The following is a 19,636-nucleotide window of genomic DNA, read 5'->3' on the forward strand; positions in this document are numbered from 1 at the left end:
TCAGTTATCGTTTTACTGTTCCACATTTACTGTACTAAATCCACATCGATTAGTAAATGTAAAAAAAATCATGAATTAAATTACCAATGCATAGCAATTGTTTTCCATAACATACTAAAAAAAGAGTACCACAATGTTAGGTGGGATAGCTATGCTTCGTCAAAAAAAGAAACAGCAGAGGAAAATAACTGATAAAAAACAATTTGAAACACCTGATTATCAAGATTTTCTCCATAATAAAATTGGAATTTCTGAACTTGATGAAGTTCCTTTTTGTGAAGAAGAAGTATCCCGAAATTTAAATATAATTTTTGAACATAGTTCAGATTTTGAACAACGAACGGTAACATTGCCATCAAACCAAACACTAACGGTATATTATTTTGATGGCATTATCCATCACGAGCGCTTGCAAGAAGGAGTCATTCAGCCGTTTGTTCTTAGAGTCGAAAAACAAATCGAAGAGCCACTAAAAGAATTAGGAGAGGTTATTTATAACGTAAAATATTCGACACCGGCAAATTGGAGGGAGCTTCTAGATAACTGTTTAAAAGGCGATGTTATTTGTCACTTAAGTGGGGTAAAGCCGATTACGGTGGCTCTTCCTAATTTTGAAACTAGAAATTTATCAGAGCCGTCAACAGAACAGCAAGTATACGGGCCGAAAGTAGGGTTTGTGGAAGATGCTGTTAAAAATTTATCATTATTACGAAAATATTTTAAAGACCCACGTTTAAAGGCTCGGAAATATAAGTTGGGAAGTTTAACTCAAACAAAAACACTAGTTGTTTATTTAGACGAGTACGTTGACAGTGATTTGCTTTACGATGTCTTAGAAAGGATAAGTAGTGTAAAAGCAGATAATGTTACAACAACAGCGATTTTAGCACAGCATATTACAGAGTTTCCAAAGTCATTGTTTCCCCAAGTAAAAAAGACAGAAAGACCGGATCAAGCAGCTTTTGCTCTAACGCAAGGGAAAATTGTGATTTTGTTAGATAACTCTACATTTGGAATTATTTTACCGAGTACATTAGCGTCCTTTTATGAAACTGGAGACGATAATGATGAAGGTTCTGTTTGGAGTGTAACCTTTATAAGACTAGTACGGATGATGAGTATGTTTGTAGCGACACTCTTACCTGCTTTATATGTTGCCTTAGTCGCTTTTCATCCCGAACTTATCCCAACAACGCTAGCATTAACAATTGCTGAATCACGTAATAACATTCCATTTCCAGCAGCGATTGAAGCATTTTTAATGATGTTTGCGTTAGATACATTAGTCGAGTCAAGTATAAGATTACCGAGTTTTATCGGTCAAACAATCGGGATTGTTGGTGGGCTTGTTATTGGACAAGCAGCTGTAGAAGCAGGAATCGTGAGTAGTGTTATGGTCATTGTGATCGCATTTACAGCGATTTCAGCTTTTACCGCGCCTTCGTGGGAGCTTGCATCATCATGGCGAATTGTTCGATATATTTTATTGTTCTTTGCTTCCATTTTAGGTTTGTTTGGGGTTGTATTAGGTGTTTGTTTACTAACGATTCATGTATGTGCTTTGACCTCATTTAAGAAACCATATATGTCACCACTCAGCCCATTGAATCCAAAAGAGCTTCTCAATATTTTTGCTAGAACTTACTTGCGAGAAAAGGACGTCGGGGGGGCAAGTCAACATGAAAACCGTAAAGAAAACACTTAAGTCATTTGATTTGTTTTCATATACGATCGCTTCCACGATTAGTATTGGAATTGCTTTTCTTCCTTATGTCGCTGGAGAGGAAATCCGGAGTGCATGGTTAAAGCTCATCATCACAGCGATTCCATACTTCGGGTTTCTCTTTTTAATTCATTTGTTTATTAAAACGTATCACGACGGAGACTTTTTTGGAGAACTGCAGCAAGCGGTGTGGAAGCCTGTGTATTATTTTATCGTCATTTACCTTTTTTGTAGTATCATCTATGCGGGTGGTGTAGCCCTTACAGGGATGTCGATTGTAGTCGGTTCGTTTTTATTACCGAATATTGAAAAGTGGATCTATATTTTATTATTTTTAGTTGTCGTTGCGGTTGGTGTGTATTATGGATTAGCAGCGATAAGTCGCTTTTTAGTGATGACAGTCACTATCGAAGCGCTCATATTATTTGTGATTTTTATTTTAGGGTTTAATGAGAATTTTCGTTGGTTATATATACCACCTGTAACCGCATTCGATATTACCGTATTATTAAAAAGTTCGATATCAGATATGGCTCGTTACGGAGGATTGGTCACGTTACTTGGTATTATCGGGTTTGTTCATAAACCAGAAAACGTGTTGAAAGCGACTAGTGCTGGATTAGTTTTTGTAGTAGTCACCTATGTCGCTTTAGCTATCGTCGTGTTAGGCACATTCGGGTATGAAGAAAGCTTACATTTAACTTCGCCATTTATTTCGCTTGTACAATCGTTTGGAACCGATACAGGTGTATTTGAACGATTAGATTTATTGTTTTTAAGTTTTTGGATTATCGTGTTTTATAAAATTGTCATTGTTCATGTTTGGTTTCTTCTTTATATGACAAAAGTAAGTATCCCAAAATTAAATGGCAAAATTGCAATATTTATTATATGTAGCTTGCTGTTTATTTTAACGATGTCTTCACCGCCGATTATTGATGAGTATTGGAGAGCACATCATATGAACACGATCATATACTCTTTACTCCTTCCTTCTGTTTGTTTGCTTTATTTAATCGTTAGAAAGAAAAGGAATGAATCGGCATGAAAAAAATCGTTATGATCCTGCTCATTATATGTGTCATGATGGGAGCATGTGTACCTGATTCAAGAGAACTCGACCAGCGTTCAATGATTATCGGTATGGGCATCGATAAAGGGGAAGACCATTTATATAAAATTACGATTCAATTACCAATCTTAACGGATGCTAGTAACGGACCCTCTGGCTTAGGAGGGAGACAATATGAATCCTTTACAGTTGAAAGTGATACGATTTGGGATGCTTTTGTTAAATTAGAAACGTATACACCTTCAGTTTTGTTTTTTGGGCATTTAAAGGCAGTTGTTATTTCAGAGGAAATAGCTAGAGATGGTTTAAAAGAAGTTGTGGATTTGCTTGATCGTGAATCGACTGTGGCAAACCAAGTGTACTTAGTTGTTGTTGAAGGAGAGGCATCGGAGTTCACAAGGCAAGAATCTCCTCTAGTCACATTGCCTGCTTTATATTTAGATCGATTTTTTCAAGCAGAACAAAAAGTAGCACGCACAAATGGAATTCGTTTGTTTAAGTTTCTTCGAGATACTAATATGGTTTCAGGGGCGTCTTCGATTCCATTGGCTTATTTAGAAGGTGAACAAATTATTGTGGAAGGCATGGGTGTGTTTCAAGACTATCAATTAAAAACAAAAATTCGAGAAAAAGAAGTCGGCTTAAGTACGTTGTTAAAGGATGACTTTGTAACTGATATGAATTGTACAGTTGTGATTGAACATGAAGATGTAAAAGTAACAACGTCATTAGCAAGGTCAAAGTTAAAACAATCGATTCACTTTGAGGAGACGGATCCTGTTACCTTTCATATTGATATAAAAGGGAGTGGTGAAATCGTAAGTCTTGCTGATGTCACTGTAAAAGATACAGATTCTTTTATAAAAGAAGTAGAAAAAGAAACGGAGCAATATTTTAAAGATAAAATTCATGCTTTAATTAAAAGAATGCAAGAAGAAAATATTGAACCATGGTTAATGGGGCATCGCATTTGGGCGATGAATCCAGGGTATTTTGAACAGCTAAACTGGTTAGAAAGTGGCTGGAAGGAAGCACAATTTCAAATTAATGTTGAGTTTGAAATCGACGATACAGGACAAAGAGGATATTACCATAAAGAGAAAATTGGTCGGTAAAGGCTCGTAGTGATAAAGGTTGGCTAATAGAAAGGATGATTATTTTCTTTACAGCCAACCTTTTCAATTGTATCAATTTTGTAAACATATCAAAATAGATTTGACATTGATAATCAATATCAATTACAATAGGTGTAACAAATGATAACGATTATCAATCGTGGAGGAGTGTTTGCAAAGTGTCATCACTTTTAATCGTAGGAGCAGATCACTTAGGAAAAATCCCAAGTAAGCTTGAGGGGATTGGGTTTCGTGAAGTGTTACATATAAGCGGTAGAAAAGTACAACAAGTAAAGAAAGAAATTCCAACTCATGTCGATTTAGTCTTGGTTCTGACAGATTATATTAACCACAACTTATCAACGGTATTAAAAAAACGAGCAAATGAACAAGGTATACCGATTTGCTACGCGAAACGGTCATGGTGCTCCATTTATCAGGCAATCGGAAAATGTCAGATGGAACAATGCGGTCAAAAAGATTCATGTCGCTATTTTCAAAACTAATATGAGGTGTCAAAAACGGTGAAACTAGAATGTCTTACATCAGAACATAGTAATTATATTAAATGCCCGTATGGAGCCTATGACATAAATTCAGACTGTTTGTATAAAGACTGGAGAGGGCCAGCTCAACTTGCGTTAAATGACATCGTCTCATGTTATTTACAGCTTTCTACAACGGAACGAACGTTTACGCAATTATTAACGATTATTGAGGAAAAGTGGACGGCTTGGTGTAGACATGCATTTGATTCAGTGGCACAGTATGTTTTAACGTTAGCAAAGATAACTAATTATCTATTAACATATTTAACAAAAGAGGCAATAGTGGACAATAATCAGTTCGTTGAGGAAGCAACCATTTATTATCCTAATACGAAGTGTGTCACCAAATATTTAGTAGAAACGAACTCACAAATGGTACAAGAGTATTGTGATGTTCTTTCGAAAACAATGGGTGGACGGGCACGATTATCATCGATTGAAGTCATTGATGTGACGTCAGGGAAAACATATCTTTATCAATGTGAAGCCTATAAACAACTTTATACTGTAGTGAGCATATAAAAAGTCATCATTGCCATTATCGCAATGATGACTTTTATATTTATTTTGAAAACAAATGGCTTTTTCGTTTAAAGGAAACGTACGAGTAACCCAACAAGGACAAGAACCCCAAATATGAGCCAAAACAATTTTCCGATTGTTTTTTGATTAAATCGTCTACGCTTCCAACGGTTAGGGTTAAATGTTACTTCCCCTTGGTCATGTACATGACGAGTTGGAGTGTAGTAGTATGGCTTTGCCCCAATTAAAAACAATGGTGCTAAAGCTGCCCCAGCAATTAATCCGAAAAGGTGAGCGAAAATATTAATATTTGGGTTAAGAAACGTCATAATGAGCCCAATAATTAAAATCGTAATGACAATTTGAGAATTCGCTTGGTCAATTAAATCTTTACGATTAATGGTCATGTATAAATACAAACCGAACAAACCAAATATGGCGCCAGATGCTCCTAAATGGGGAGGGTATTGTAAGCCGCCGATATAAAATGTTGCAATGTTTGCGATAATCCCAAATAAAACGTATCCAACAAAAAATTTAACAGGTCCTAACATTTTCTCAAGTGCTGGTCCAAATAACACGAGTGAAAAAGAATTAAATAGGACGTGCTGGAGAGTGACATGCATAAAAATCGGTGTAACAAGTCGCCATAGCTCACCTTCAGCAATGAGCGGGTTAAACCCAATGCCATAAAAACGAATGTAATTGCCACCAGGGAAAAAGTTCATCCATAAGAATAATAGAAGATGTATGACGATAAGGGCGGTAACGACTTTATAGTTGTTTCGAAAAGAATAAAAGCTTTCATTACGAATAAACATCAAAATCCACCTTTTTATTAAAGTCTATATCGTTTATACTACCATGGATATAAGATTATTGGTAAGTTTATGATGCCTAAAAGATATTATGCTAAGCAGGTGATTCCATGATCCAAGGTGTAGGAATTGATATTATTGAATTAGAACGAATAAAAGAAGCCCAAGACTCAAATGAACGGTTCGTTGAAAAAATTTTAACCCTAGAAGAACGAACGAGATATGATATGTTATCGGCAAAAAGGAAAGTAGAATATTTGGCCGGAAGATTTGCAGCCAAAGAAGCCTTTGTGAAAGCTGTCGGGACAGGAATATCGAAACAATACGGTTGGCAAGATATTCAAATCTTATCTGATGAAAGAGGGAAACCTTATATTCCACTGCTAGATAGGAAAGTTCATGTTTCAATTTCCCATAGTAAGGAATTTGCCGTAGCTCAAGTCATTATTGAGTATATGGAGGATTCTTAAAAAAAATATTAAGCTTGTCAAGCTAGTCTGCATATTGTTCTAGTTTGTCTCATATAGTGTAATGCGGTAGGAGGGATCAAGGCATTTGATCGTTATCATCATCGCTTTGAGGTATTTTTTTTGAGTTAGGCAGTCTGTTATGCAAGATGACAATCACAATGGACTTAAAATGTGCGGGTGTTGAGTACGGCGTTAGTAGTCATATGTGGAAGCCGTTTTTCGTTTTTTGTTTACAGTCATCATTGATTTATCTTCTAGATAAGACGAAAACCTCTGCCGGCTATCAAAGCTGACCGATCTGTTACACTACGAAATGGGATAGTCAAGCTTGCCGTTCATTTCATACGTGAGCATAGGAAGTGAAAAGTGTGACATGAACCATTGTTGCTTTGCGATTAAATGGGTTTAACCATAAGAAGCAAGGAACCTCAATGAGAAATACCTCAATGTATGAACCGATATGATCCAAATGCAATGCAAAATGATGGTCCCTTCTTTGTCGTTAATTGAGACAAAGGGGTGAACAGACGTGAGAAAAAGGTTATGGACAATAGCTATCAGTATGGTTCTCACAATGGTATTTTTAGCAGGGTGCGGAGAAAAAACGCAGGAGGACATTCTTGAAGACTTAGATACCACGTTAAGTGAAATGACAGGGTACAAAGCCAATGCAACGATGACGCTACAAACCGGTACGGAAGCACAAAAGTATGATGTGGAGATTTGGCATCAAAGTGATACGTATTATCGTGTAGCACTACACAACGAAAATAAAGATCAAAATCAAATTATTCTAAGAAATGATGATGGGGTTTTCGTACTTACACCAGCATTAAACAAAAGCTTCCGCTTCCAAAGTGATTGGCCAAAAAACAATAGTCAAGTATATTTGTACGAATCATTAGTTTCCGACATTTTACTTGATGGTGACCGTTCGTTTACTGCGAGTGAGGATCATTATGTCTTCCAAACAACAACGAACTATCAAAATAAAAACTTGCACAGTCAAGAAATCATGCTCAACAAAAAAGACTTAACACCAGCATCTGTGAAAATTATGAATACAGATTTTGAAGTGTTAGTCGAAGTAGAATTCACATCATTTGAAATGAATGCAAGCTTTGGCGAAGGAGACTTTGAAACAGAGCGAAACATGACAGGAGCTTCTTTAGAAGAAATTCCAACAATGGCTGAAGGAGAAGAAGCAACTGAACAGCCATTAACCGTTCTATATCCAATGTATGAGCCTGATGGAACATCGCTAACAGGTTCTCAAACGGTTCAAACAGAGGAAGGCGAAAAAGTTGTGTTGTCATACACAGGAGAACGTAACTTTACGATTGTCCAACAAAGAAGTAAATATGTTCCGGCAAGCACACCGATGAATATTAGTGAAGGTGAGCCTGTAGATTTAGGATTTACGGTTGGAATCTTAACGAATGATTCGATTCTTTGGTCTTATGAAGGTGTCGACTTCATTCTTGCATCAAGTGAGTTAGAATCAGAAGAAATGATTTCGATTGCTCGTTCCGTGTATGGAACATTAGAGAAATAAGAGGAAGTAGGTAGGCCTGGCTAATACTGGGCCTACTTTTTCAACATATAAGAAAATATAAAAAATTTGGTATAGCAGTGAAGCTTCGAAAGCTTATTCTAGAAATTATTTGACATCTCCTTCTCTACAAATGATAATCATGATTAAATCATGAATAAGTAGAGGTGTCCCTCGAAGTGGAAAACGTTCCAAAGTATTATCGTGATACATGGGTTGAAGTGAATCTAGATTGTATTGAAGAAAATATAAAAAATATAAAGTCTATTTTTAAACAAGATATGAATGTAATGGCAGTTGTGAAAGCAGATGGTTATGGGCATGGTGCTGTAGAAGTAGCGAAAACGGCATTACATGCAGGGGCAGCTTATTTAGCTGTCGCGATTTTAGATGAAGCAATCATGTTACGAAAAGCGGGCATTGACGCACCGATTCTTGTATTAGGATATATAAGACCAGAAGATGTTAGCATCGCCGTTCAATATAAGATTACGGTCACCGCGATGAGTCGAGCATGGGTTGAAAACGTCCAGTCTATTTATAAGGGAAAAGAGCAAATCTTCGTTCATTTGAAATTCGATACAGGCATGGGCAGAATTGGTATAACAACCGAAGAAGAAGGAAATGATGTAATTGAAATCATTAAACGAAGCGATCATTTTTCAATTGAAGGGGTTTTTACCCATTTTGCAACTGCAGATGAGTTAACATTTGACTATTTTGAAAAACAATATGTTAGGTTTTTACGAGTATTGGCCTTATTTAACAAGCACGAAATTTCAATTCCTTATATTCATTGTGGAAACAGCGCAACAGGACTAAGATTTCCAGACAGGGCCTTTAATATGTTTCGTCTTGGAATATCGATGTATGGACTAACCCCATCAATAGAGATTAAAGATCTACTTCCAGTCCGATTAAAAGAAGCATTTTCTTTGCATAGCCGATTCACACAAGTGAAACATGTCCCTCCAGGAGAAGGAATAAGTTACGGGGCGACCTATCAAACGAAAGACTGGGAATGGATTGGAACGATTCCGATTGGATATGCCGATGGTTGGTATCGTTACCACTCTACAAATGGAGGGCATGTCATTGTTGACGGTAAAAAAGCTCCATTTGTCGGAAGGATTTGTATGGATCAATGTATGGTGCGTCTCCCTTATGAAGTGAAGGAAGGAACAAAAGTCACATTAATTGGACAGCAACAAGCTGAATCTATTTCCATTGATGATATTGCGATGCGTTTTGCGACCATTAATTATGAAGTGCCTTGTATGATCGGTCAACGAGTACCACGTGTTTATATTCGAAATAATCAAATTGTTTCGATTAAAAATAAAATAATCTTATAAAACATTGAACAGTTGTAAAAGGAGTAAGAACGTTTTGCAATTCTTTCCCTATAGTGCTATTATTGTTATTGGAAGAAAAAAAGGTCGTTAGTCGTATGTTGGGGGGGGTTTTTTGTGTCTGAAAACAGCACAAAACGGATCATGGTTAATTTACCACAGCACATTTTAAATGAGGTGGATGGTGTTATTAAGCAAGAGAACGTAAACCGCAGTGAATTTATTTACCAAGCTACGAAAATGTATCTTCGTGAACGGAAAAAACGTAAGATACGCGAAACGATGCAGCAGGGATATATGGAAATGGCTAAAATTAATTTAAACATCGCATCGGAAGCCTTTCTTGCTGAGGAGGAAGCAGAGCATACCCTAGATCGCTTAGTTAGTGGGGTGTAGCTTTTGATTGTAAAACGAGGCGATGTCTATTTCGCTGACCTTTCACCTGTTGTAGGCTCTGAACAAGGTGGAGTCAGGCCCGTTCTTATCATTCAAAATGATATTGGAAATCGATTTAGTCCAACTGTCATTGTAGCTGCTATTACAGCACAAATTCAAAAAGCAAAATTACCGACACATGTTGAGATTAATGCAAAACGTTATGGTTTTGACCGAGATTCAGTGATTTTATTGGAACAAATTCGGACCATTGACAAGCAGCGTTTAACAGATAAGATTACACATCTTGACGATGATATGATGAGTCGTGTAAATGATGCGCTGCAAATATCATTAGGCTTAATTGATTTTTAATTGGATAGGTGAAAAAGGTTGCTCCACTAGTACAAGAGGATGCAACTTTTTTGTTTATAAATCCTTTTACTACTTCATATGCAATGGGCGCAGGTTTTGCAACTTCTTTATAGAAATGAAATAATAACAAATGTGGGGGTGGGATAATGGAACCTTTTATTATTGATCTCATTATTCAAAACAAACAGCAATTAATTGAACGATGGCTAAAAGAAGTTGAAAATGTGAAAGACGATTTATATGTCCAAAGTGTCTCAGAACAAGCCTTTCATACTATGAATCTTGAATTTGGGCATGTAATTTTAGATACATTGGAGCTCTCATTATCAGAAGCAAATGAAAAGTTAAGCCAATATACAGATCGATTAATTCGGGCTGGGTGGCCACTTGCTTATTTTACTCAAGGGCTTCAAGCGTTTCGCCGTGTTATTTTTGAATTACTATCAGACTATGAAAAAGATGTGAAAAAGTTAATTAGTATTTTTTATAATACAGAAGCATGGATAGATGGCATTATTAATCAACTTGTTCACGATTATACGGGGTCTTGGGAAAATACATTTAAATTACAAAAAATGTCACTTCTAGAATTGTCAGCACCGCTCATTCCGGTGTTTGAAAGTATAAGTGTCATGCCGTTAGTTGGAACCATTGACACGGCAAGGGCAAAATTAATAATGGAAAATCTATTAGAAGGGGTTATTAAACATCGTTCCCAAGTGGTGCTAATTGACATTACTGGGGTCCCAGTTGTCGATACGATGGTTGCTCACCATATCATTCAAGCAGCTGAAGCTGTACGATTAGTTGGTGCCAAGTGTATCCTCGTCGGAATTCGCCCTGAGATTGCTCAAACGATTGTAAATTTAGGTATTGATTTAAGTAATTTCCCTACAAAAAGTTCATTAAGAAAAGGGATTGAATCTGCACTTGAGTTTACGAATAAACAAATTATTGATGTATAGGCAGGGGATGTAATTATGAGAATACCGATTTTAAAACTACATCATTACTTGCTCGTTAGTGTTCAAATTGAGTTGGATGATCAAACCGCATTACAATTCCAAGAAGATTTATTAAATAAAATTCACAAAGAAGGTTCATTGGGAGTTGTTATTGATTTAACTTCTGTTGAAATGATTGATTCATTTATAGCAAAGGTGTTAGGTGATGTAGTAGATATGTCTAATTTAATGGGGGCTAAAGTAGTGTTGACCGGCATTCAGCCTGCTGTTGCGATTACTCTTATCGATATGGGCATTACATTAAATAATGTAAAGACAGCACTAGATTTAGAACAAGGGTTGGAGAAGTTGCAACAGGAATTGGAGGGATGAAAAGATGGCATTCCATTCCAAAGTAGAAGTGAAGAGTGAGTGGGAGATTGTTGCTGCTAGACAAGCGGGGCGAACAATAGCGAAAGAGATTGGGTTTGGTAGTGTAGATCAAGCAAGAATTACTACAGCAATTTCAGAATTAGCTCGTAACATATACTTATACGCAAATGAAGGAATTATTGTCATTGAGCTCATTTCTTCAGATTCTCCAATGGCTCAAAAAGGAATCAAAATTACGGCGAAAGATGAAGGGCCTGGGATCGATGATGTTCGTCAAGTGATGGAAGATGGGTTTACAACTTCAGGTGGTCTTGGAGCAGGGTTACCAGGAGTGAAAAGATTGATGGATGATTTCACAATCGAATCGTCACGTGGAAATGGGACTGTAATTACCGCTATTAAGTGGCTCCGCTAAAAGGAGGTAAGATGGTGATTGAATATAAAGAGATTGATGTGACACTACCTACCAAATATAAAGAAATTCTAAAAAGCTATTTGGAGAATAAAAGCGAGCAAGGACTTTATAAAGCCCAACAGTACAGTAAAAAGCTATTAGAAAATCAAACATCGCCAGAAGAATTAATTAGTTTACATTTTTCAGTGCTTGAAGAAGTATACCCTCATGTAGCAGAAGAAATGAGAGACTCTTTTGAATTTTTGTTAGAAGTGATGATTGGTTACGGGTTAGCCTATCGTGAACACCAAATTTTACGTGATCGGCAACGAGAATTGGAATTACAAATTGATGTTGCTGCTAATATGCAACAAACACTTTTACCAAAAGAAATCCCAGTCGTCGATTCGTTAGATATAGGAATCATTAGTGTGCCAGCAAGTAAAATGAGTGGGGATTATTATTATTGTGTAAAAGATGAAAACGAGTGTGTGGGAGTAGCGATTGCAGATATCATCGGAAAAGGAGTACCTGCTGCTTTATGTATGTCGATGATTAAATATGCGATGGACAGTTTACCAGAACAAAGAATGCAGCCAGGTGCATTATTAGAAAACCTAAACCGAGTTGTTGAACAAAATGTTGATGAAAGTATGTTTATAACAATGATGTACGGCTCTTATGACCCACGTGCGCATGAGTTTTTCTATTCAGGTGCTGGTCATGAACCCGGCTTTTTTTACAATTATGAACAAGATACGTTTGAAGAACTGTACGCAAAAGGTTTAGTGTTAGGTGTATCTCGTAAAACGAAATTTAGAGAGTATGAGAAGAAAGTGAATGAAGGCGATTTTATCGTGTTACTATCTGATGGTGTTACAGAATGTCGAGTAGATGAACGTTTTATTGAAAGAGAGGAAGTAACAAATCTTATTCGTAAATATATGCATCTTAGTGCACAAGAAATTGTTGACAACGTTTACCATGAATTGGCCCAGCTTCAAGGGTTTGCGTTAAAAGATGATTTTACGTTAATGATTTTACGCAGACAGGTTTAAGTATGGACGAAGCGTGGTATGTAAAGAATATGGAAAACACGAGGAGGAGCAAGAATGAATTTAGAAATCAATCAGGTGAATAAAGGCGCTAATGAAGTTATCGTATACTTATCTGGTGAAGTTGATGCATACACTGCACCCAACCTCCGAGAGGCGTTATTACCATTAACTGAGCAGTCAGGGGCAGAAGTGATTATCGACTTATCAGAGGTTAATTATATAGATAGTACTGGGTTAGGAATCTTTATCGGAGCGCTAAAATCTTCACATGCACATAATAGTAAAATCAAGCTTAAAGGATTATCAAGCCGAGTAGAGCGTCTCTTTAAAATAACTGGCCTTGATGAAGTATTAGACTTAGACATCGATGAAAACAGGAGGGAAGAAGCAAAATGATTCAAGAACGTGACCTCATTGAAATGACCGTTCCAGCCAAACCTGAATATGTCGGAGTGATTCGACTAACCGTTTCTGGAATTGCAAATCGGGTAGGCTATTCTTATGATGAAATTGAAGATATTAAAATAGCGGTTGCGGAAGCATGCACTAATGTAGTAGATCATGCGTATACGCAAGAAGGACTAATTTCAGTTTCTTTTCAAATCTATGAAGACCGACTTGAAGTGATTGTAGCGGATAGGGGAAGAAGTTTTAATGTAGAGCAAATTCGCGAAACGATGGGACCGATAAATGGGGATCGTTCCGTCTCAGAGTTAAAAGAGGGGGGGCTTGGCCTCTTTTTAATCAACACATTAATGGATAAAGTCGAAATCAGCGAGGAAAACGGAGTTGTGTTAGTGATGACGAAGTTTCTTCAAAGAGATGGGGTGGAACGATATGTCGATGAAACCTCAGCAACAAAACAAGAGCAGTGAAGACATCGAAAAGTGGATAAGAGAGTTTCAAAAAAATCAAAATGAAGAGATTCAAACTAAATTAGTAACGCATTATGATCCGCTCGTTCAAACTCTTTCAAAAAAGTTCGCTAAAGGTAGGGAACATGAGGAGGACTTATATCAAGTCGGTATGGTTGGTCTTCTTGGCGCCCTCAAACGATTTGATTTGGAGTTCGGAAAGTCGTTTGAATCCTTTGCCGTACCAACGATTATTGGAGAAATTAAAAGGTTTATTCGTGACAAAACATGGAGTGTTCACGTGCCGCGAAGAATTAAAGAGTTAGGGCCAAAGATCAAAAAAGCGGTGGAAGCATTAACAACGGAGCTGCAACGTTCACCAAAGGTGGAAGAAATTGCGGATTACCTGGATGTTTCGATGGAAGAAGTATTGGAAGCAATGGAGATGGGCAAAAGCTACCAAGCTTTATCTGTTGACCGATCGTTGGAGGCTGATCAAGAAGGTGGGGAAGTAACCCTTTTAGACTTAGTTGGACAACAAGATCAAGGGTTTGACCGAACGGATCAACAAATGGTGATAGAAAAAGCATTTGATGTGCTAAATGAACGGGAAAGGCAAATTTTATTGTATACGTATTATGAAAATTTAAGTCAAAAAGAAACCGGTGAAAAATTAGGAATATCACAAATGCATGTTTCCCGCTTGCAGCGAAAAGCATTAGAAAAGTTACGAAAGTCAATTCGTGTAGAGCCATCGGAGTGTCTATAATTGGTTGTCGAGTATAAAATTCATGACCATGTGAAAGTCGCAGTGTACCAGCAAGCAAAAGCGGGAAATTATTGTTGCGGTGACTCTTACGTCATGATAGAAACAAAACAATATTTTTTATGTGCCATTGCCGACGGATTAGGAAGCGGAGAAGGAGCATTAATATCTTCAGATGAAGTAATGAAAATGATAAAAGAATTTCATTATGAACCTCTTGAAGTATTAATGAAGCGGTGCAATGATGCGTTAGTAGGAAAACGGGGAGCTGTGTTGACGGTTCTTAAAGTTGATTATGAGGAAAATCTACTACATTACAGTAATGTGGGGAATATCGGGTTTATCTATTACTTACCAAATGGAGAAGTAATCAGGCCAATTCCAACAAGAGGATTTTTATCAGGTCGGAAAAATACAATTAAAGTAGAGCGGTACCCTTACAAGTCAGGAAGTGCATTTTTACTGTACTCGGACGGAATGAAATTAAGTTCAAGTAAGCAATTAAATACAACGATGTTGCAATCACCAGATGAGGCTGCTGAGTTTATCCAGGAAAACATTAAAAACAAGGCCGATGATTTAACGGTACTCATTGGCAAAATTCGTTAACAGAAAAACCTTAGTGTAACTAAGGTTTTTTGTTTTTACACAACGGTCTTCACATACAGTCTGAAGTATTCGTGGTTTATTTGTTTTGTCTTAAAGAAAAACTAGCTATAATAGAACTATTGTATGGAAAGCTGAGAAAAAAGGAGAGGTATAATGACAAATCATAATCACGAAGATATGGTTGGAGTTATTGCAAAAGAATTATCATTATCTTCGAAAGTTATAAAAACGGTTATTTCATTAATTGAGGAAGGGAACACAGTCCCGTTTATTGCTAGATATCGTAAAGAGATGACAGGTGGCATCGATGAAGTGCAGATTCGCACGATTACAGAAAAATGGCAATATGCCGTAAATTTAAGAGACCGAAAAGAAGAAGTATTACGGTTAATTGAGGAACAAGGAAAGTTGACAGATGAATTGGCTGCAGCGATTACAAAGGCACAAAAGCTACAAGAGGTTGAGGATTTATATCGTCCATATAAACAAAAGCGCAGAACGAAAGCAACTGTCGCAAAAGAAAAAGGATTAGAGCCATTAGCAGAATGGATAGTATCGCAGCCGAAAGAAGGTCATGTAGAGGAAGAAGCAGCGACATATTTATCAGAAGAAAAAGAAGTACATACGATTGAGGACGCATTACAAGGAGCAAAAGATATTATTGCTGAGTGGGTTTCGGATGATGCCGACATTCGAAAAGAGATTCGGGAATTGGCGAGAAGAGATGGCAAGATTACGACTAAAGTGAAAAATGCGGAAGCGGATGAAAAAGCGGTATTTGAAATGTATTATGAATATGAAGAACCAGTGAAAAAGATTGTCCCGCATCGTGTGTTAGCGATGAACCGTGGGGAAAAGGAAGATATTATTAAAGTTTCTGTCAGCTTCCCAGCAGAACGCATGATCAAGTTAATTGAGAAAAGGTACATTAAGCGTTATGGGTCACCGACTGTTCCTTTTATAATGGAGGCAATTGAAGATGGGTATAAGCGGCTAATCGAACCGTCTATTGAAAGAGAAATTCGAAATGAACTTTCAACAAAGGCGGAAGAACAGGCTATTCATATTTTTTCTGAAAATCTACGGAATCTATTATTGCAGCCGCCGATTAAAGATACGGTTGTATTAGGAGTTGACCCTGCCTATCGGACAGGCTGTAAATTAGCAGTCGTTGATGAAACAGGAAAAGTATTAGCCATTGATGTTGTTTACCCTACTCCGCCTAGAAATGAAACGGAAAAAGCAAAGAGTGTCGTATTGTCATTAATTAAAAAACATAATGTAAATGTTGTTGCCATTGGGAATGGAACGGCGTCGCGTGAAACAGAACAGTTTATTGCGGATGTCATTCAAGCGGAGAAATTAGATATCTCGTATGTTATTGTTAATGAAGCGGGAGCAAGTGTGTACTCTGCTTCAGATTTAGGTCGAGAAGAATTTCCGGAGTTTCAAGTTGAAGAACGAAGTGCGGTGTCGATTGCAAGACGGTTACAGGATCCGCTAGCAGAGTTAGTAAAAATCGACCCGAAATCAGTAGGTGTAGGTCAGTACCAACATGATGTCTCGCAAAAGCATTTAAATGACCAGCTTACATTTGTCGTTGAACTCGTTGTAAACCGAGTTGGTGTTAATGTGAATACAGCCTCTGCGTCTCTTTTGCAATATGTAGCTGGGTTATCAAAAGCGGTAGCAACAAATGTTGTGAAAAAAAGAGAGGAGGAAGGTCGGTTTACAGATCGAAGTCAATTAAAGAAAATTCCGCGCTTAGGAGCAAAAACATATGAACAGTGTATTGGGTTTTTACGAATCCAAGGTGGGAAAAATCCTTTAGACCGAACGGGTATTCACCCTGAGAGTTATAAAGAAACGAAGATGCTGCTAGAAAAAGTAGGAGCTTCATTAGAAGAATTAGGGACAGAGGAATTAAAAGAAAAGGTAACAAAAACCCCGTTACCTGAATTGGCTAGTGAGTTAGGAGTTGGGGAGTTAACGCTAAAGGATATTATCGATGCATTAGTTCGTCCTGGTAGAGACCCCCGTGATGATATTGCAAAGCCGATTTTAAAGAAGGGTGTATTGCAACTTGAAGATTTAACACCAGGAATGGAGTTGCAAGGAACAATTCGAAATGTAGTTGACTTTGGAGCGTTTGTTGATATCGGTGTGAAGCAAGATGGGCTTGTTCATATTTCTAAACTAACAAATCGCTTTGTGAAGCATCCATTAGAAGTCGTTGCAGTAGGTGATGTGGTGACGGTTTGGGTGGATAGTGTTGACCATAAAAAACATCGTGTCGCATTAACGATGCTCCAACCTGAAAAGCAAACTGTATAAGGAAAAAAGAGAAATGGCGGACTTTTGTAGTCCGTCATTTCTCTTCTTATTGTAGCGATTATTTGCAACGTCTCTCCATTTCATCAAATTGTGTTTTCCTGTAATAAAACCAACATTGGTTTAAAAGCAAAATCTGATAACGGTCTTTTTGCATATAAGCTTGTTTTAATTGGCTTTTTAACCAGTAAGGCATGGATACCCATCTCCTTATTGTATGTGTTACTATTATCATTATATGAAGGGGAGTTTGTCAAAGTTGAATGATTTTCATTGGATTAAGATAAAAAGGAGAAGAAAATGATGGACCAAATGGCTTTGCAAAAACTTGTGGAAGAAATTTCGCTTTCTTTTTTTGGAAGAGCTTTTATACACGAAGCACGCTTTAACTCACGGTTGAAGACGACGGGCGGGCGTTATTTACTTCGGACACACGATATTGAAATTAATCCAAAACAATATGAGGTTCATGGATATGACGAACTTGTCGGTATTATTAAACATGAATTATGCCATTATCATCTTCACATTCAAAGGAAAGGTTATAAACATCGAGATACGGATTTTAAAACGCTCTTAAAAGAGGTAGGAGGAAGTCGCTATTGTCAGGTCCTGCCTAATACAAGACGAGTTAGCACGTCAGTTCATTTATACGAGTGTACAAGCTGCAAGACTAAGTATACAAGGAAAAGAAGAATTAACGTTACAAAGTATGTCTGTGGGAAATGTGCAGGTAAATTATTGAAGGTTACAGAATGAGTTGACCTCATTTTTTATTTGTGCTATATTATAGAAGTCGCTGTTGAAGACAAGTCAACAACGACAAAAAAATATTTCGAAAGTTGTTGACATATAATTTCGTCTTATGTATAATAGTTTAAGTCGAAACAAGAAATTTCACGATATTATTATTCCACAGTAGCTCAGTGGTAGAGCTATCGGCTGTTAACCGATCGGTCGTAGGTTCGAGTCCTACCTGTGGAGCCACGGAGAAGTACCCAAGTGGCTGAAGGGGCGCCCCTGCTAAGGGTGTAGGTCGCGCGAGCGGCGCGAGGGTTCAAATCCCTCCTTCTCCGCCATTTTATGGCCCGTTGGTCAAGCGGTTAAGACACCGCCCTTTCACGGCGGTAACACGGGTTCGAATCCCGTACGGGTCACCAACTATTTAATGAAGATTCATAGATTGATTATTAATCTAACGGAGGATTAGCTCAGCTGGGAGAGCACCTGCCTTACAAGCAGGGGGTCGGCGGTTCGATCCCGTCATCCTCCACCATATATAACAAATTTAAAGGAATGGTCCCGTGGTGTAGCGGTTAACATGCCTGCCTGTCACGCAGGAGATCGCCGGTTCGATCCCGGTCGGGACCGCCATTTTTTTGTCTTTATTTGCGGGTGTGGCGGAATTGGCAGACGCGCTAGACTTAGGATCTAGTGTCTTATGACGTGGGGGTTCGACTCCCTTCACCCGCACCATTTGATTGTCACAATTATAAACGAAAAACATACGATAATGTGTGTCATAGATGCGGTCGTGGCGGAATGGCAGACGCGCTAGCTTGAGGGGCTAGTGGGGGCAACCCCGTGGAGGTTCGAGTCCTCTCGACCGCACCAAACTCTCATAAAATAATATGTATGTTTTTTTCTAAATGGTATCATGCGCCCTTAGCTCAGCTGGATAGAGTGTTTGACTACGAATCAAAAGGTCGGGAGTTCGAATCTCTCAGGGCGCGCCATTATATTCGGGAAGTGGCTCAGCTTGGTAGAGCACCTGGTTTGGGACCAGGGGGTCGCAGGTTCAAATCCTGTCTTCCCGACCATTTAAATAAGCGGGTGTAGTTTAGTGGTAAAACCTCAGCCTTCCAAGCTGATGTCGTGAGTTCGATTCTCATCACCCGCTCCAAATTTATGGGCCTATAGCTCAGCTGGTTAGAGCGCACGCCTGATAAGCGTGAGGTCGATGGTTCGAGTCCATTTAGGCCCACCATAAATTACCTTTTGACAATATGAATTAAATTTGTTAAGATGGTTAAGCTGTCCTAACAGGGCAACAAAATAGCTCTTTGAAAACTGAACAAGAAAAAGCCAAGCGAATTAAAGAGATAGTAATATCTCGTCAATGAATTATTTTTGAGCTATATCAAACACTTTTATGGAGAGTTTGATCCTGGCTCAGGACGAACGCTGGCGGCGTGCCTAATACATGCAAGTCGAGCGGACTGATGGGAGCTTGCTCCCTGATGTTAGCGGCGGACGGGTGAGTAACACGTGGGCAACCTGCCCTGTAGACTGGGATAACATCGAGAAATCGGTGCTAATACCGGATAATAGATGGAATTGCATAATTCCATTTTAAAAGATGGCT

22 protein-coding genes, 11 tRNA genes and 1 rRNA gene are annotated in these 19,636 nt (G+C 38.0%); 32 read left to right on the plus strand and 2 right to left on the minus strand.

The genetic code is table 11. The annotated features are described in order from the left end of the window. Positions 1–151: 151 nt before the first annotated feature. From T323_RS0125330 to T323_RS0125350, 5 genes are all read left to right on the plus strand, one after another. Complete coding sequence (locus T323_RS0125330; protein ID WP_026675753.1) at positions 152–1,705, plus strand: spore germination protein; 1,554 nt, start codon at positions 152–154, stop codon at positions 1,703–1,705. Then, positions 1,680–2,771, plus strand: a complete 1,092-nt coding sequence (locus T323_RS0125335; protein WP_026675754.1) for a GerAB/ArcD/ProY family transporter — start codon at positions 1,680–1,682, stop codon at positions 2,769–2,771. The genes T323_RS0125330 and T323_RS0125335 overlap by 26 nt, the downstream gene beginning before the upstream one ends. Further along, positions 2,768–3,910: a Ger(x)C family spore germination protein gene (locus T323_RS0125340; RefSeq protein WP_026675755.1), complete on the plus strand. Its 1,143-nt coding sequence runs from the start codon at positions 2,768–2,770 to the stop codon at positions 3,908–3,910. The genes T323_RS0125335 and T323_RS0125340 overlap by 4 nt, the downstream gene beginning before the upstream one ends. Positions 3,911–4,089: 179 nt before the next feature. Further along, positions 4,090–4,416, plus strand: coding sequence for a DUF2325 domain-containing protein (locus tag T323_RS0125345; protein ID WP_026675756.1), 327 nt, complete (start codon positions 4,090–4,092; stop codon positions 4,414–4,416). 18 nt (positions 4,417–4,434) lie between these two features. Further along, positions 4,435–4,980, plus strand: coding sequence for a hypothetical protein (locus tag T323_RS0125350; RefSeq protein WP_026675757.1), 546 nt, complete (start codon positions 4,435–4,437; stop codon positions 4,978–4,980). Between the two features lie 68 nt (positions 4,981–5,048). Here the strand turns inward: T323_RS0125350 and T323_RS0125355 are convergent, their stop codons facing one another. Beyond that, on the minus strand, positions 5,049–5,801 hold the full coding sequence (locus tag T323_RS0125355; RefSeq protein ID WP_026675758.1) for a rhomboid family intramembrane serine protease: 753 nt from the start codon (positions 5,799–5,801) through the stop codon (positions 5,049–5,051). 107 nt (positions 5,802–5,908) lie between these two features. On the opposite strand from T323_RS0125355, the gene acpS reads away from it, so the two are divergent. The 14 genes from acpS (at position 5,909) to T323_RS0125425 (ending at position 17,274) form a co-directional block, all read left to right on the plus strand. Continuing rightward, entirely contained in the window at positions 5,909–6,268 is a 360-nt protein-coding gene (gene acpS / locus T323_RS0125360; protein ID WP_026675759.1) for a holo-ACP synthase, read from the plus strand. A gap of 529 nt (positions 6,269–6,797) precedes the next feature. Beyond that, a complete protein-coding gene (locus tag T323_RS0125365) occupies positions 6,798–7,823 on the plus strand; it encodes a LolA family protein (protein WP_026675760.1) in 1,026 nt (341 codons plus the stop codon). A gap of 176 nt (positions 7,824–7,999) precedes the next feature. After that, positions 8,000–9,175 (plus strand): alanine racemase, encoded by a 1,176-nt coding sequence (alr, locus tag T323_RS0125370; RefSeq protein WP_026675761.1) that lies wholly within the window; start codon positions 8,000–8,002, stop codon positions 9,173–9,175. Positions 9,176–9,316: 141 nt separating this feature from the next. Further along, positions 9,317–9,568, plus strand: a complete 252-nt coding sequence (locus T323_RS0125375; RefSeq protein WP_169737926.1) for a CopG family ribbon-helix-helix protein — start codon at positions 9,317–9,319, stop codon at positions 9,566–9,568. Between the two features lie 3 nt (positions 9,569–9,571). Beyond that, positions 9,572–9,922 carry a type II toxin-antitoxin system PemK/MazF family toxin gene (locus tag T323_RS0125380; protein ID WP_026675763.1) on the plus strand — a complete coding sequence of 117 codons (351 nt, stop codon included), beginning with the start codon at positions 9,572–9,574 and terminating at the stop codon, positions 9,920–9,922. 146 nt (positions 9,923–10,068) lie between these two features. Further along, positions 10,069–10,887: an RsbT co-antagonist protein RsbRA gene (gene rsbRA / locus T323_RS0125385; protein ID WP_026675764.1), complete on the plus strand. Its 819-nt coding sequence runs from the start codon at positions 10,069–10,071 to the stop codon at positions 10,885–10,887. A 15-nt stretch (positions 10,888–10,902) separates the two neighbouring features. Next, positions 10,903–11,259: an STAS domain-containing protein gene (locus T323_RS0125390; protein ID WP_026675765.1), complete on the plus strand. Its 357-nt coding sequence runs from the start codon at positions 10,903–10,905 to the stop codon at positions 11,257–11,259. Positions 11,260–11,263: 4 nt separating this feature from the next. Further along, positions 11,264–11,674, plus strand: a complete 411-nt coding sequence (locus tag T323_RS0125395) for an anti-sigma regulatory factor (protein ID WP_026675766.1) — start codon at positions 11,264–11,266, stop codon at positions 11,672–11,674. 11 nt (positions 11,675–11,685) lie between these two features. Beyond that, entirely contained in the window at positions 11,686–12,711 is a 1,026-nt protein-coding gene (locus T323_RS0125400; protein ID WP_035179971.1) for a PP2C family protein-serine/threonine phosphatase, read from the plus strand. Positions 12,712–12,765: 54 nt separating this feature from the next. Further along, positions 12,766–13,107 carry an STAS domain-containing protein gene (locus T323_RS0125405; protein WP_026675768.1) on the plus strand — a complete coding sequence of 114 codons (342 nt, stop codon included), beginning with the start codon at positions 12,766–12,768 and terminating at the stop codon, positions 13,105–13,107. Further along, a complete protein-coding gene (gene rsbW, locus T323_RS0125410) occupies positions 13,104–13,586 on the plus strand; it encodes an anti-sigma B factor RsbW (RefSeq protein WP_026675769.1) in 483 nt (160 codons plus the stop codon). The genes T323_RS0125405 and rsbW overlap by 4 nt, the downstream gene beginning before the upstream one ends. Beyond that, positions 13,549–14,334, plus strand: coding sequence for an RNA polymerase sigma factor SigB (gene sigB, locus T323_RS0125415; RefSeq protein ID WP_026675770.1), 786 nt, complete (start codon positions 13,549–13,551; stop codon positions 14,332–14,334). The genes rsbW and sigB overlap by 38 nt, the downstream gene beginning before the upstream one ends. Further along, on the plus strand, positions 14,335–14,940 hold the full coding sequence (locus T323_RS0125420; protein ID WP_026675771.1) for a PP2C family serine/threonine-protein phosphatase: 606 nt from the start codon (positions 14,335–14,337) through the stop codon (positions 14,938–14,940). Positions 14,941–15,093: 153 nt separating this feature from the next. Further along, positions 15,094–17,274 carry a Tex family protein gene (locus T323_RS0125425; protein ID WP_026675772.1) on the plus strand — a complete coding sequence of 727 codons (2,181 nt, stop codon included), beginning with the start codon at positions 15,094–15,096 and terminating at the stop codon, positions 17,272–17,274. Positions 17,275–17,332: 58 nt separating this feature from the next. Here T323_RS0125425 and cmpA read toward each other — a convergent pair whose 3' ends face one another. Beyond that, a complete protein-coding gene (cmpA, locus tag T323_RS29075) occupies positions 17,333–17,467 on the minus strand; it encodes a cortex morphogenetic protein CmpA (protein WP_156942536.1) in 135 nt (44 codons plus the stop codon). A 107-nt stretch (positions 17,468–17,574) separates the two neighbouring features. Between cmpA and T323_RS0125435 the strand changes: the two genes are divergently transcribed. The 13 genes from T323_RS0125435 to T323_RS0125495 form a co-directional block, all read left to right on the plus strand. Further along, positions 17,575–18,030 (plus strand): SprT family protein, encoded by a 456-nt coding sequence (locus T323_RS0125435; RefSeq protein WP_026675773.1) that lies wholly within the window; start codon positions 17,575–17,577, stop codon positions 18,028–18,030. A 153-nt stretch (positions 18,031–18,183) separates the two neighbouring features. Next, positions 18,184–18,258 (plus strand) — tRNA-Asn (locus T323_RS0125440). 1 nt (position 18,259) lies between these two features. Further along, a tRNA-Ser gene (locus T323_RS0125445) sits at positions 18,260–18,350 on the plus strand. 6 nt (positions 18,351–18,356) lie between these two features. Further along, positions 18,357–18,431 (plus strand) — tRNA-Glu (locus T323_RS0125450). A gap of 40 nt (positions 18,432–18,471) precedes the next feature. Beyond that, positions 18,472–18,547, plus strand: a tRNA-Val gene (locus T323_RS0125455). A gap of 22 nt (positions 18,548–18,569) precedes the next feature. Next, a tRNA-Asp gene (locus T323_RS0125460) sits at positions 18,570–18,645 on the plus strand. A gap of 17 nt (positions 18,646–18,662) precedes the next feature. Next, a tRNA-Leu gene (locus tag T323_RS0125465) sits at positions 18,663–18,747 on the plus strand. A 52-nt stretch (positions 18,748–18,799) separates the two neighbouring features. Then, positions 18,800–18,885: transfer RNA gene (locus T323_RS0125470), tRNA-Leu, on the plus strand. A gap of 45 nt (positions 18,886–18,930) precedes the next feature. Further along, positions 18,931–19,007 (plus strand) — tRNA-Arg (locus tag T323_RS0125475). A 7-nt stretch (positions 19,008–19,014) separates the two neighbouring features. Next, positions 19,015–19,091 (plus strand) — tRNA-Pro (locus T323_RS0125480). Positions 19,092–19,100: 9 nt separating this feature from the next. Then, positions 19,101–19,174 (plus strand) — tRNA-Gly (locus T323_RS0125485). A gap of 7 nt (positions 19,175–19,181) precedes the next feature. Next, positions 19,182–19,258, plus strand: a tRNA-Ile gene (locus tag T323_RS0125490). Between the two features lie 162 nt (positions 19,259–19,420). Then, positions 19,421–19,636 (plus strand): 16S ribosomal RNA (locus tag T323_RS0125495); the annotation flags it as partial.

The organism is Alkalihalobacillus bogoriensis ATCC BAA-922 (assembly GCF_000621445.1).
Taxonomy (GTDB): domain Bacteria; phylum Bacillota; class Bacilli; order Bacillales; family Bacillaceae_F; genus Bacillus_AO; species Bacillus_AO bogoriense.

What these genes read in the sequence shown, in the direction of transcription:
- T323_RS0125400 (WP_035179971.1), top strand. Translation starts at nt 11,686, where the DNA reads ATGGTGATTGAATATAAAGAGATTGATGTGACACTACCTACCAAATAT.
- T323_RS0125435 (WP_026675773.1), top strand. Translation starts at nt 17,575, where the DNA reads ATGGACCAAATGGCTTTGCAAAAACTTGTGGAAGAAATTTCGCTTTCT.
- rsbRA (WP_026675764.1), top strand. Translation starts at nt 10,069, where the DNA reads ATGGAACCTTTTATTATTGATCTCATTATTCAAAACAAACAGCAATTA.
- acpS (WP_026675759.1), top strand. Translation starts at nt 5,909, where the DNA reads ATGATCCAAGGTGTAGGAATTGATATTATTGAATTAGAACGAATAAAA.
- sigB (WP_026675770.1), top strand. Translation starts at nt 13,549, where the DNA reads ATGTCGATGAAACCTCAGCAACAAAACAAGAGCAGTGAAGACATCGAA.
- T323_RS0125340 (WP_026675755.1), top strand. Translation starts at nt 2,768, where the DNA reads ATGAAAAAAATCGTTATGATCCTGCTCATTATATGTGTCATGATGGGA.
- T323_RS0125375 (WP_169737926.1), top strand. Translation starts at nt 9,317, where the DNA reads ATGGTTAATTTACCACAGCACATTTTAAATGAGGTGGATGGTGTTATT.
- T323_RS0125335 (WP_026675754.1), top strand. Translation starts at nt 1,680, where the DNA reads ATGAAAACCGTAAAGAAAACACTTAAGTCATTTGATTTGTTTTCATAT.
- T323_RS0125395 (WP_026675766.1), top strand. Translation starts at nt 11,264, where the DNA reads ATGGCATTCCATTCCAAAGTAGAAGTGAAGAGTGAGTGGGAGATTGTT.
- T323_RS0125355 (WP_026675758.1), bottom strand. Translation starts at nt 5,801, where the DNA reads ATGTTTATTCGTAATGAAAGCTTTTATTCTTTTCGAAACAACTATAAA.
- T323_RS0125390 (WP_026675765.1), top strand. Translation starts at nt 10,903, where the DNA reads ATGAGAATACCGATTTTAAAACTACATCATTACTTGCTCGTTAGTGTT.
- T323_RS0125330 (WP_026675753.1), top strand. Translation starts at nt 152, where the DNA reads ATGCTTCGTCAAAAAAAGAAACAGCAGAGGAAAATAACTGATAAAAAA.
- rsbW (WP_026675769.1), top strand. Translation starts at nt 13,104, where the DNA reads ATGATTCAAGAACGTGACCTCATTGAAATGACCGTTCCAGCCAAACCT.
- T323_RS0125425 (WP_026675772.1), top strand. Translation starts at nt 15,094, where the DNA reads ATGACAAATCATAATCACGAAGATATGGTTGGAGTTATTGCAAAAGAA.
- cmpA (WP_156942536.1), bottom strand. Translation starts at nt 17,467, where the DNA reads ATGCCTTACTGGTTAAAAAGCCAATTAAAACAAGCTTATATGCAAAAA.
- T323_RS0125405 (WP_026675768.1), top strand. Translation starts at nt 12,766, where the DNA reads ATGAATTTAGAAATCAATCAGGTGAATAAAGGCGCTAATGAAGTTATC.